The sequence below is a fragment of the Actinoplanes sp. NPDC026670 genome, from assembly GCF_040638175.1.
GTDB lineage: Bacteria > Actinomycetota > Actinomycetes > Mycobacteriales > Micromonosporaceae > Actinoplanes.
In genome coordinates, this window is sequence record NZ_JBEZXU010000033.1 from 108,342 (window position 1) to 121,709 (window position 13,368).

A 13,368-nucleotide genomic window follows, 5' to 3' on the forward strand; every position below is an offset into this window, starting at 1 on the left:
GCGGGCAGCTCCTCGCTGTTGCTATCGGGGGTCGGTCCGGATCGCGGCAGGCGATCGTTGCTGGCCGGCGGGCTGATCGGGCTGCTCGTCGGTGATCGCGCGCAGAATGTCCGCGGCGCGGACCGCGACGTTGGACAGCAGAGACGAGGTCAACCCGTGACTGTGCTGGACCCCGCCGTTGAGGAAGATCCGTTCGGGAACGCTGCGCAGACGAAGCCGGTAGTCACGCTCGACGATCGGGAGATCCCCCTCGAACGAGGACGACCCGTCGATGCTCGGCCCGAGCATGCTGCGGGTGTCCGCCGGCCGGAACCCGGTGGCGAAGACGACAGCGTCGACCTCGAGCGTGGCGCTGCCCCGGCTTCCCAGGTCACGGATCGTCACGGTGACCCCGTCGGAGCCCTCGCTCAGCCGCTCGATCCCGGTGACCCGGTGCACGATCAGCCGACGCACACCACGCGTGCTCTCGTCGTACTCACGCCGGTAGAGATCCTTGATCAGGTCGGCATCGACGGCGGAGTAGTTGGTCTGCCAGTGATAGTCCAGCAGTTGCTGCTTGAGCTCCGGCGGCGCCGTGTAGAACTCGTCGACCGCCTCCGGATCGAAGATGCGGTTGGCGTACGGCGTGTCATCGGACGGCGAATAGCCGAACCGGCGGAAGGACGCGTGCACATCCGCATCGGGATACGAATCGTGCAGGTACGCGGCGACCTCCGCCGCGCTCTGCCCGGACCCGACGACGAGGAACCGGCCGTGCGGCCGCGAGGGCAACGCGGCGAGGCTGTTCAGCAGCTGGTGATTGTGGAACACCCGGGTGCCCGGCACGATCCCCTCCGGCAGCACCGGCCGGCTACCGGCGCCGATCACGACATGACGTGCCGCGATCCTCGTCACCTCCGCGCCGTCGGCCACGGACTCGAGCGTGACCTCGAACCTGCCGCCGCTCCAGTCGATACGGGTCGCCCTCGTGCCGTTGGAGACCGGAAGGCCGATCCGGCCCGCGGCCCAGCTCAGGTATCCGTGGAACTCACGTCTCGTCGGGAAGAACGTCTTGAGATTGATGAAGTCGGACAGCCGCCCCTGCTCGTGCAGGTAGTTCAGAAACGTGAACGGGCTGGTCGGGGTCCGCAGCGCGACCAGATCCTTCAGGAAACTGATCTGCATGGTCGTGCCCGGCAACAACATTCCGTCGTGCCACCCGAACTGTCGCCTGACATCGACGAATCTCGCTGTCAGCGGCCGGTCCGCACGATGCCGGTCGTTGAATTCCTCGATCGCGATCGCCAGGCTCAGATTGGACGGACCGAACCCGATACCGAGAATGTCGACCTCGTCGGCCTTGATCAACTCATCCATCGCCATCCGGCAAGTGGCCCCTTTATCCAGGTCGCGAACGAACGGCGCGATGACCGACCATCCCTCATCGAGGGCAAACTATAGCACCACGAGTTAGGTTAGCCTAACTTTGGTTGGTGCGCCCCGCAAGCAGCGCCGGCTCAGGCCAGTGAGCCGGCACGCCGCCCGATCACCATGCCCGCGGTCAGGCCGGCGCCTGTCGGGTAGTTCTCACTGAAGAGCCCCCCGAGCGTCTCCCCGCACGCGAAGAGCCCGGGAATCGGCTCACCCGACCGGTCCAGCACCCGGCCGTCGACGTCACCGCGAAGGCCGCCGAAGGTGAAGCTGATTCCACAGGTCACCGGGTACGCGTAGTACGGCGGCGCCTCGACCGCCGATGCCCAGTTGCTCTTCACCGGCTCGACCGCTGCGCTGCGGCCGTCCTTGATGGTCGGATCGAGCGGACGGCTGACATCGATCGAGGAGTTGAACTCCCGGACCGTCTGCACGAATCCGTCCACGTCGACATCCATGGCCACGGCAAGGTCTTCGATGCTGTGGGCGACGAACGGCTTGATCCCGGGCATCTCGTACTCGTACGCCGCCAGCATCGAGCGCGACGTGGCATCGAACACCTGGAACGCCACCGAACCCGGCTGCTCGAGGATCACCTTGCCGTACTTCGCGTACGTGTAGTTACGGAAGTCCGCGCCTTCGTCGATGAACCGCCGGCCCCGCCGATTGACGACGATGCCGAGCGGGTAGCCGTACCGGCTGAGCCGGTTCGTCAGGGCGCGATTGCTCTCGTTCTCGGGAAACGACGCGTCCCACGGGACACTGTGGCAGGTCGACCAGTCGCCGCCACGATCGGCGCCCATCTCCAGAGCGGCGTGGATCAGGTCACCGGTGTTGTACGGCGTGCCACGCACCTTCGCGTGCTGCCAGCCCTCTCCCAGGTAGCGCTGACGCCACTGCGCGTTCGCCTGGAAACCACCGCTGGCGATCACCACCGACTCCGCTCGAATCTCCTGATCGCCGATCCGAACGCCGACGACCGAACCACCGTCAGTGATCAGTCCCGTCACCGGGCAGTCGTAGCGGACCTCGACTCCGAGCCGGGAGGCGATGCGCTCATGGACCGCCATCAGTCCGGGGCCGGCGTCGACGTTGGACACGTGCGATCCGCCCCAGAACACGAGCGTCCCGTCGGAGTGTTCGTGAGCCTGCCGCTCGTACATCAGCTGGAATTTCAAACCCAAGGCATGCAGCCAGCGGACCGCGTCGCGGGAGCCGTCGACGACGGCCTCGGTGAGTTCCTTGTCGCCGCGCCCTCCGGTGACCCGCTCCAGATCGGCCACGAACTCCGCCGCCGAGTAGGGCGGGACCTCGGTACGCGGGTGACGGTCGTCAGGCTCGAGGATCTCGAGCAGGTCGCCGAGTCCGTCGTGCACCATCCGGATCGAACCCAGGGTGTAGAAGCTGTTCCCGCCGGCGTGTGCCCGCGGCGCCTTCTCCAGCAGGAGCACGCGTCGCCCGCGCTCGGCCGCCGCGTGAGCCGCGCAGTAGCCGGCGTTTCCTCCGCCCACCACGACAACCTCTGGATCGCGCATGTCCATCTCCCCACCGACATCGACCGCGGTCAGGCCGAGCGGCGGCACCATCCGGGTGATCCGCGGCCGGCCCTTGGTCCACCCCAAGCCCGCAGAAACGTAGCTTAGCCTTACCTAAATTGGACCTGGAGCCGGGCGACGAACATAGGTTAGGCTACCCAAATGAATCGAGTTGCTGTGTTGGGGGCCCGCGGGCGGATGGGCGTGGCTTCGGTCCGCGCAATTGAGGCCAGCTCCGACTTGACCGTGGTCGCCGAGATCGACGTTGATGACGACATCCAGGACATTGTCGACAACAACGCCGACATCGTGCTGGTGTTCTCGCCACCGGGCGTTGCCCACGAGCAGGTCCAGTGGTGCATCAAGCAAGGGATTCATGTGGTGGTCGGGTCATCCGGCTTCGACGAGGACTCGGTGGAGGAGATCCGCGCCGCGCTGCTCGACCACAGTGACGTCAGCGTGTTCGTCGTTCCGAACTTCTCGGTCAGTGCGGTGCTGATGACCAAGTTCGCCGCAAAGGCAGCCCCGTACTACGAGTCTGTCGAGATCATCGAGATCCACCATCCCGGCAAGGTGGACGCGCCGTCGGGAACGGCGCAGCACACCGCCGAGTTGATCGGTCTCGCTCGCGCCAAGGCTGGTTGCGCCCCGTCACCCGATGCCACCACCCGCGACCCCCACGGCGTGCGGGGCGGTCAGATCGAGGGCGTCTCGGTTCACGCGGTCCGGGTCCGTGGGTTCATGTCCTCGCAGGAGGTGCTGTTCGGCGTCGAAGGCGAGGTTCTGCGGCTGCGCTACGACTCCGTGACGCGCGAATCGCTCATGCCTGGAGTGCTCACCTCGCTTCGCGCCGTCCAGAATCTCACCGGTGTGACGGTTGGACTCGACGCCGTACTGAGCCTGGACTGACACCACTGCGAGCGAGTGGAAGTGGCGCAACAGCGCTCCAGCAGACGTGACCTGGTCAGCTGTCAGCGCGCGCCACTTCGCCGGGATCTTAGGTTAGGCTACCCTTCATGACCGCGGAGGCGGCTCCTCGAAGGGAAACCCATTGAACATCGAACCGCTGGCCCTTGACGGGGTCGTTCCGTTTCCGCCGGAGACGGCAGCCAAGTATGTCGCCGAGGGACACTGGCGCGATCAGACGTTGCCGGAGCTGTTGTTCGCCACCGCGGAGCGCTGTCCCGACAAACTCGCCGTCATCGACCGCAAGGCCGAGTTGAGCTATGCACAGCTCACCGCCGAGGTCCTGCGCCTCGCTGCCGGCCTGCAGGACCTCGGGCTGAACCGTGGCGACCGGGTGGTGGTGCACCTGCCCAACATCTACGAGTACATCGCCTTCGTCTTCGCCTTGTGGGAGCTCGGGGCGGTTCCCGTGGTCGCTCCCATCGCGCACCGTCGTGCCGAGATCGAGCACTTCATCGAGATCGCCGAGGCGCGTGCCTACATCACCGTCGCCTCGGACAGCGGCACCGATCTCGCTGCGATGGCTGCCGACCTGAAGCAGAAGTGGCCTCAACTGGAACACACCGTGGTGCTCGACCCTCACGGCGGCGGCGCCGAGTACACGGCGTTGCAGTCGAAGGGATCGCTCGAGCACGCGCGACGGTGCAGCCCGCAGGATGTCGCTCTGTTGCAGATGTCCGGCGGCACGACGGGCGTTCCGAAGCTGATGCCGCACACCCACCAGACGTACGGCTACGCACTGCGCAGGAGCGTCGGGGAACGAGGCATCACCGAGCGCACCGTACATCTGCTGGTCATTCCGATCTGCCACAGCATGTCGACGCGTTCGCCGGGATTCCTCGGCGCGTTCAGCGTGGGCGCCACCATTGTGATCGCACCGAACGGCAGCCCCGACGCGGCGTTCCCGCTGATCCAGAAGCACGGGGTGACCCGCGTCTCGCTGGTGCCGCCGATTCTGCTGGCCTGGCTGAACTCCTCGCTCCGCAAGTCCTACGACCTCTCCAGCTTGAAGGTGCTCATGTGCGGGGGCGCGAAGCTGAGCGAGTCGGTGGCGAGCCGGGTCGAGCCGGAGTTCGGCGTACAACTGTCGCAGAGCTTCGGAATGGGCGAGGGCCTCGTCGTCAGCAATCCGGCCGACGTCGATCGGGCCACCAGCGTGCGATACCAGGGCCGTCCGGCCTCAGCGGCCGACGAGATCCAGGTCATCGACGACGAGGGCAACGAGGTGCCGCCCGGTGCGCCCGGCCACCTGCTGACCCGAGGACCGTCGGTGATTCGCGGCTACTACCGCAACCCCGAACAGAATGCGCTGGCGTTCACCAACGACGGCTACTACCGCACCGGCGACATCGTCGAGCGGGACGAGCGTGGCTTCATCAGAGTCGTGGGCCGGTCGAAGGACCAGATCAACCGGGGCGGCGAGAAGATCGCGCCCGAGGAGCTGGAGAACGCGCTGCTCACGCATGCCGGTGTCCACAATGTCTCGGTCGTCGGCGTCGATGACGAGGTTCTCGGCGAACGCGTCAAGGCGTACCTGATCCCCCGGACGCCGGAGAGCGCGGCCGAGCTCACCCTGGGCAAGCTGCGCCAGTTCCTGCGCGACAAGGGTCTCGCCACGTTCAAGCTCCCCGATGTGGTGGAGGTCGTAGCCGAGTTCCCGTACACCGCGGTCGGCAAGGTCAGCAAGCGTCTGCAGCGCGAGCTGAAATAGACGCATGCCGAACAAGACCACACGTGTCCTCATCGCGGGCGCGGGCCCGGTCGGAATGGTCTGTGCGCTGGCGCTGAATCGGCGTGGTATCCCGGTGACCGTGCTCGAATCCGAGCCGGCACCGGTGCAGGATCAGCGCGCGGCGACCATCCATCCGAGCACCCTGGAGATGCTCGACGAGCTGGGCATCACCGAGAAGATCCGGGAGCACAGCCTACTTTCGAGCACCTATCGCTTCCACGACCGGCCGACCGGAGAAGTGGTGGCGGAGTTCGATCTCGGCCGGCTCAAGGACGAGATCCGGTTCCCGTATGTGCTGCAGTACGAGCAGTACAAACTGACCGCCGCCATCGCCGGGGAATACGCCGACGAGTCCGATTTCGACGTACGGTTCTCCCACACGCTGACCGGTCTGACCGAAGCCGCAGGTGGCCTCGAAGTGGAGTACACCTCACCGGCCGGCACGGAACGCATGTCGGTGGCCTACGTCATCGGCTGTGACGGCGGCCGATCGACGGTTCGCAAGCTCGCCGGCATCGAATTCGAGGGATTCACCTATCCGGAGCGATTCATCAAGATCGCGACCAGCTTCGACTTCCTGACCGTCAAGCCGGATCTGGCGCTGCGCAACTACTTCTCCGACCCCAACGAGTGGGCCAACGTGTTCAAGGTGCGCGGCGAAACACCCGGAGGGCTCTGGCGAGTGATTCTGCCGATCGGCAACGACGAGGACGACGCCACCGCGTTGTCGCCGGCGCGCGTCGAGGAGCGGATGCAGAAGTTCCTGCCGAAGGCCGGCCCGTACCACGTCGAGTATCGCAACGTCTACGGAGTCAATCAGCGGGTGGCCGCGACCTTCCGTCAGGGGCGCATTCTGCTCGCCGGCGACAGCGCGCACGTCAACAACCCGATCGGCGGCATGGGCATGAACGGCGGCATCCATGACGCCATCAATCTGACGGAGAAGCTCACGAAGGTGATCGCCGGTGAGGCCGGCGACGATCTGCTCGACCTGTACAGCCGCCAGCGGCGGCATGCCGCGGTGAACTACGTACAGGCCCAGACGATCGCCAACAAACGGCTGCTGGAGCAACGCGACCCCGAGGTGCGCCGACAGAACCTCGACGAGCTGCGCCGGACCGCCGAGAAGTTCGACACCGCCCGCGCCTACATGCGGCGTGCGGCCCTGTTCGACAGCCTCCAGGACGCTGCCGCCATCACCTGAGGCATTCGGCTCCGTGTCTGGTGCAGTACCACGCGTGGTACTGCACCAGACACCGAGGTCCACTCAGCTGGTCAGCAGGTTCGTCAGTAGCGGGCCCCATTTCAGCAGCCCGGAATCCGGCTCGAGGATGGACTGGTGGTCTTCGTCCTCAGCGACGAAGAACGAATAGTTGGTCAGGTAGCCGTCCCATCCCAGCGCGTCCTCACGGCCCAGTTCCGCCAGCCGGGGCGTGTGAGTCGCGGAGGACGCGATCACCAGCGCCTCGATGTCGAGACTGCCCACCGTCGGAGTGGACGTCAGGACGTCACAACGACGTCCCGCCGTCTCGACCGCCTTCAACTGCTTCGCGTCGGCGAGCAACTCGTTGAACGCCTCTTCGCCGAAGGCTTTCCGCATCTCGTCGCGCATCGACTCGGCGGAACCCGGTCGTACGAGAAGCTCCATCGCGTTCTCTGAACCGGCCGGCATCGCATCCACGATCACCAGGGGCCGGACCCGTTCGCCCCGGGAGAGCAGCTGGCGCGCCACGGCGAACATGATGTGCGCGCCGTACGACCACCCCAGCAGTTCGTAGGGTCCGGCCGGCTGCATCCCCTGAATGACATCGGCATAGGTCGAGGCGAGGTCGGCCAGGTCGTCGAACTCCACATCCAGGCCGACGATCGCCGGATCGTCGATGCCGACCAGCCCGACCCCGGGCGGGAGATAGGTCGACAGCTCCGAGTACATGGATGAGGCGCCGAACTTCGGGTGCGCGCAGAACAGCGTGCGGCCGTTCAGCGATGGCGTGAACCGGGTGGTGATCGCGGTGATGTCGACACCGGGATCCGCATCCGGATGCATCTTCGCTTCGACGACCGAACTCAGATCACCGATCGTCGAAGCGGTGATGACATCGCGCATCGCAATGGTCACCGGGAACGTACGGTTCATCTGCGAGGCGAGCCGCATCGCCGCGAGCGAATGCCCGCCCAGCCGGAAGAAGTCGTCGCCCGCGCCCAGGACCAGTCCCTCATCGAGGTCGAGCACCGCACGGAAGACCGCGGCCACCGCGAACTCCGTCTCCGACTCGAGCGCCCGGCCCATGCCGACTCCGGACCCGGCCACGTCGGCCGGGGGCAGCGCCCGGCGGTCCAGCTTTCCCGTCGGAGTGAGGGGGAAGGAGTCCACCGCGACGAGGGCTGCCGGAATCATGTAGTCCGGCAGGTACGTGGCCAGGTGGTTACGCAACGGCTCGCTGATGTCGAGGTCCGCGGTGGTGATGTAGTAGGCCGCCAGCTGGAGCCCGGTGGAATGCTCGAAAGCCACCACTTCGGCGCGGGTGATCCCGGGGAACTTCTGCACCACGTCCCGGATCTCGTCCGGTTCGATGCGATAACCGCGAATCTTGATCTGCTCGTCGGCCCGGCCGAGGTAGTCGATCATCCCGTCATCGTTCCACCGGGCCAGGTCTCCGGTGCGATACATGCGCTCCGCCGGCTCCCACGGGCAGGCGACGAAACGCTCGGCAGTCAGCGCGGACTGACCCCAGTATCCGCGCGCTGTTCCTTCGCCGGCGAGGTAGAGCTCGCCGGCGACACCGGGCAGGGCCGGTTGCAGGTTCTCGTCGAGGATGTAGGCCCGGGTGTTGAAGATCGGCGTACCGACACTCGAGGTGGTGCTGTCGGCCAGATCGGCGCCGAGAGCATTGATGGTGTACTCGGTGGGCCCGTAGAGGTTGTACGACTCGACTCCGGGCGCGCTGCGCAGCTGTTGCCACAGCCGGTCGGGGACCGCCTCGCCACCGAGGGACACGAACACGACACCCGGCGCATCGGACAACACCGACCGGCCGGCCGGCCGGTCCCGCTCGAGCAGTCCTTCCTCGACCAGCAGCTGCCCGTACGACGGGGTCACATCGAACCCGTCCATACGCACCTCGTCGTAGTGAGCCAGCAGCCGCTGATGGTCGCGCCGCATCTCCTCGTCGATGACGTGCACCTCGTGCCCGTTCAGGAGCCAGAACAGCTGCTCCCACGAGGCGTCGAAGGAGAACGACGTCGTGTGTGCGATCTTCATCCGGCGCCCGCGCTGGTGGTCCACCACCCGATCGAAGATCTTCTCGACGTGGTTGACGTACATGTTCGTCAGTCCGCGGTAGCCGACGGCGACTCCCTTGGGCCGTCCGGTCGTACCCGAGGTGAAGATGATGTAGGCGAGGTTGTCGAGCGAGACCGTCCCGCCTCGTTCCGCTGCCGTGATCGGAGCGGTGGCCATCCCCCCGAGGCGTTCCACCACCGGCGCGGACTCCAGGTTGATCACCTTGCCGACGGCGCCGGTGAGCCGGTTGACGTCGCGGTCGGTCACCAGAGTGACTGTCGGTTCAGCGATCTCGATCATGTAGCCGATTCGTTCGTCAGGCAGTTCGCTGTCCACCGGGACGTAGGCGGCTCCAATGGCGAACACCGCAAACATCGCGATTACCGTACGTTCGTCGCGCGGCAGCAGCAGTGCGACCCGATGTTCCGGGCGTACTCCCTCGTCGAGCAGCAGACGGGCGTAGCGATTCACCTCAGCGGAGAACTCGTCAAAGGTGAACACCCGATCGCCGGCGACCAGCGCCGTCTCCGATCCGGACAGCCGCACCTGCCGGTCCAGCAACTCGGCGACCGTGACCGGTTCGATGTCACGGAAGAGATCAGCGGCGACACCCGTGTGCGGCGTGGTCTCGTCCGGCAACAGGGCGGACAACATGCCGGCGGGCTGGTCGAGCTGGCGAGTGAGAGAGAGGAGCACCTGGACGTAGCGTTGGAGCAACAGCTCCGCGGCCGGGGCCTCGAAGACGTCCCGGCGGTAGGACAGGCGCACATGCACGGTCGCCGCCCCGTCGCGTTCTTCCGGGTCGACCGCGAACGTCACGGGGTAATGCGTCGCGTCATCGACCTTCGCGCCGACGACCTGCAGCCCGGACGTGTCCTTCCCCGCGGCCTTGCCGAGCGGCACGTTCTGCACCACGAACAGCGTGTCGAACAGAACCGGAACGCCGGCATTGGTCTGGATCTGGGTCAGAGTGGCTTGCGGATGGTCGATGACGAGCAGCTGCTCGGACTGGACCCGGGCGAGCAGCTGCCGATTCGTTTCGAACGGCGGCACGCTCACCCGCATCGGGACCGTGTTGAACAGCAGCCCGATGATCCGGTCGGCGTCGGGCAAGGACGGCGGCCGGCCGGAAACGGTGTTGCCGAAGACAACGTCGTTGCTGCCCGTGAGCCGGCTGAGCGCGACCCCCCAGGCGGTCTGCAGCAGAGTGCCCACCGTGACCTTGGCGTCTCGTGCGGTACCGAACACCATCGCGGCCTCAGCCGGGCTGAGATCGAGGTGAAGTTCACCGGTCTCGCCCTGTGCATCGCCGAGGTCGACGAAGTCCGGGCACAGCAACGTCGGGCCGGTCAGTTCCGCAAGGTAGCCGTCCCAGGCGCGATAGGCGGTCGCGGGATCCTGGTCGTCGACCCAGTCCAGGTACGAGCGGAACGACGCCGGTCGCACGCGATCGACGTATCCGTCGTCGGTGTAGATGCTGAAGATCTCATCGAACACCGCGTTGATCGACCAGCCATCCAGCAGGATGTGCTCGAAACTCATGATCAGAATCCACGAGTGGTGGCCGATTTCGAGCAGCGTGAATCGGATCAGCGGCGGGACCTCGAAGTCGAACGGCTCACCCCGCTCGGCAGCCAGGAACTGCTCCACATCGACGCCGCGGCCACTCCAGTCGTGCAATCGGATGACCCGCACCGGGACTTTGACACCGGACGGGATCACCTGCACGTCCCCGGGCGGGACGAACGCCGCCTGGAGGTTGGGGTGCCGGTCCATCGCGCCGGCGATGGAGTTCGTCATCCGCTGCGGGTCGACGTCTCCGGCAATCTGCCGGGTGATCTGCGAGACGTAGGTGTTGTGGTCGTCGGATTCCTGGGACCGCAGGAGGTGATAGAACAATCCGCGCTGCAGCGGGGCGAGCGGAAGGATCTGGGCATCGTGCCCGTAGCGGGCTCGGATGGATTCTTCTTCGGCGGGCGTCAACGTGACCCGGTCGGCGCGACGCAGAGTGAAGGCGTCTCGAGGCTCGTGGCCGGCAGCAAGGACTCCGGCGGCGACGATCTCCTCGGTGATGGCGGCGGCCAGCGCGCTGGTGTCGACATCGACGGTGTCCGCCGACTCCACCCAGACGCGGACCTCACGACCCGCGACGTGGACCTGGACGCCGAGTCCGTCCTCCGGTGCGCCGGCACCCGCGGCGGGCTCGGTGATCAGCTCCGCCCGGCTACCGAACACACTCACCCGGATCGGCGGGATCGGAAGATCATCGAAGAAGCGGCTGAACCGGGGGTGTCCGGCCAGCGCGGCGTATTCGGCAGCTCGCTCCGGGCTCAGTCCGTGGAGTCCGTCATCGTCGAGCAGGACCGGGAATCCACGCGTCCGCAGGGGACCGTCGGACTCGTGGAACTCCACGAGCAGATCGCCGCCGGCGATCCCGGCCAGGGCCTTGGCCACGGCGGTCAGCACGACGGACGGCAGGGAGGTCTCATCCGCGTCGGGAACCACGCGTTCAGCCGTGACGCTCGACGTGTCCGAGTCGCCTCGCTGCCGCAGCACCGTGTCGGCCGCATCGGCGAGCTGATCGACCCAGTCCTCCCAGAACGGATCGTCAAGGACTGCCGCCAGCTCGTCGTCCCGGTATCCCGCCGCAGCCGACGTGGACGGGACGACGACCATCGGAATCTTCGCCTGATAGGCGGTGACCAGCTCGGTGAGCTTCTTCGCGACCGCATCGAGCATCTCCGGGTTGCCGGTCTCGGCGACCAGCTCACCGGTGCCGCCGTCGCTGATCGCCAGGCTCAAGGCGAGGCTCGCTCCCGACAGGGCGTGACTGACATGATCGATCGCCGCCCGCCAGAGCGGAGCCACGCTGATGTCGAAATCCTCGAGCGGCAGACGGAAACGGCGCGTGTCACCGGCACTGTTGCCGGCTCTGGCCCGGCCCTCGTCGCCGGCACGAACGATCTGGGCGAGTTGCTTGACGGTCAGATCCGGGTGCTGGGATCCGAGCACCAGGAAGCGCACCGTGTTCCGCAACAGACGTGACGTGGTCTCCGCCGAGAACAACTCGCGGGCCGCGTTCAGATTGATTCCGAAGGCCCCGCCGTCGAGCCTCTCGATGCTCGACACAAGATCGAACAGCGCGGGCTGAGATGCCAGCGGGCCGTCCGCGGTGGTCGAGGCGTAGTTGGTGAGCGGTGCCGCCGCACTCGAGTCTCCGCCGCGATCCACGTAGGCGGCCATCACCTGGAAGAGCGGACTGATCCCGACCTGCCGTGGCGGGTTCACCGCCTCGACGACACGCTCGAACGGAACGAGCTTGTGGTCGGCGGCTTCGAGCATGCGGTCGCGGCAACGTAGCAGCGCCTGCACGAAGCCGGCGTCAGCGTCGATGTCGGCGCGCACCACCACGGTGTTCACGAAGTACCCGATCAGGTCGTGCAACTCGGGCTGGTCGCGCAGACTGGCCGGAGTGCCGATGGGTACGGTGTCGCCTGCGCCTTCGTCCCAGAGCGCCAGTGCGAACGCCGCGATCAACGCTTGAAGCGGTGTCGCCCGGTGTTCGACCAGCAGCTCGTCGACCCGTGCCGTCTCAGTGCTGGTGAGGGACGTGGTCGCCGGCCGGATGGTTCGCTCTTCGGACACGTCACGTGGCTGGTCGAGAGGCAGGACGGTCTCGGTGGGGAGCCCCGACAGCATGTCCTGCCAGTACCGCAGGTCCAGCTGATAGCGAGACCCTGGATCCTTCTGATCTCCCAGGACATGCCGCTGCCAGACCGCGAAGTCGGCGTACTGAGTCGGCAAGGCCTCGACTTCGGTGGGATCACCGGCAGCCGCTTCGACGTAGAACTCGTTCAGTTCACGGAAGAGGACCGCGAAGGAATCCGCGTCGGTGATGATGTGGTGCCCATAGGCGACGAGGACATCGCCACCGGAGTGGCGCAGCAGATGGAACTTGAGCCCGAACTCGGTGGTGAAGTCGAGCGGCAGTGCGGCGACCCGGGCGATCTCGTCGCTGAGCAGCTCGGCATCGACGTCTTCGACGGCCAGGACCCTGGTGTCATCGTCGGGCGCCGGACAGATGACCTGGCGCAATGACGAGGTCTCCTCGTCCGGCACGAGGATCGTACGCAAGATCTCGTGGCGAGCGACGATTCGACGGATCGCCGTCTCCAAAGCGTCCAGTTGGAGCCGCTCACTCGCTTGCAGCACGATTTCAGTCCGATAGACCGAACGGCCCGCGATCTGCTCGGTGAACCACAGTGCTTGCTGTCCGTAGGAGACGGGCAGGACTGCGGGGCGTGGCAGGTCGCCGACTCGGATGCTCGACGTCTCGGTGGTGGCCGTGGTGGTGTCGGCGATGTGGGCGAGTTCGCTGATCCGGGGGTGGTCGAAGACGTCGCGGAGGGTGAGTGCGGTGCCGAGTTGTGCGTTGGCGCGGG

The 13,368-nt window shown here is 66.4% G+C and carries 6 protein-coding genes; 3 read left to right on the plus strand and 3 right to left on the minus strand.

From position 1 onward, the window contains the following. Positions 1–21 precede the first annotated feature (21 nt). Together AB0E94_RS29565 and tcuA are read right to left on the minus strand one after the other, a co-directional pair. Complete coding sequence (locus AB0E94_RS29565) at positions 22–1,356, minus strand: SidA/IucD/PvdA family monooxygenase (RefSeq protein ID WP_360332565.1); 1,335 nt, start codon at positions 1,354–1,356, stop codon at positions 22–24. Positions 1,357–1,496: 140 nt separating this feature from the next. After that, the gene (gene tcuA / locus AB0E94_RS29570; protein ID WP_360332568.1) at positions 1,497–3,032 is read right to left on the minus strand and encodes an FAD-dependent tricarballylate dehydrogenase TcuA; all 1,536 of its coding nucleotides are present in this window, start codon (positions 3,030–3,032) and stop codon (positions 1,497–1,499) included. Between the two features lie 75 nt (positions 3,033–3,107). Here tcuA and dapB point away from each other — a divergent pair, with 75 nt between their 5' ends. From dapB to AB0E94_RS29585, 3 genes are all read left to right on the plus strand, one after another. Then, on the plus strand, positions 3,108–3,854 hold the full coding sequence (gene dapB / locus AB0E94_RS29575) for a 4-hydroxy-tetrahydrodipicolinate reductase (protein WP_360332571.1): 747 nt from the start codon (positions 3,108–3,110) through the stop codon (positions 3,852–3,854). A gap of 142 nt (positions 3,855–3,996) precedes the next feature. Next, positions 3,997–5,622, plus strand: a complete 1,626-nt coding sequence (locus AB0E94_RS29580; RefSeq protein WP_360332574.1) for an AMP-binding protein — start codon at positions 3,997–3,999, stop codon at positions 5,620–5,622. A 4-nt stretch (positions 5,623–5,626) separates the two neighbouring features. Next, complete coding sequence (locus AB0E94_RS29585; RefSeq protein ID WP_360332576.1) at positions 5,627–6,847, plus strand: FAD-dependent monooxygenase; 1,221 nt, start codon at positions 5,627–5,629, stop codon at positions 6,845–6,847. Between the two features lie 63 nt (positions 6,848–6,910). Here AB0E94_RS29585 and AB0E94_RS29590 read toward each other — a convergent pair. After that, positions 6,911–13,368: amino acid adenylation domain-containing protein (locus AB0E94_RS29590; protein WP_360332579.1), on the minus strand; the 6,458-nt coding region annotated here is incomplete at its 5' end.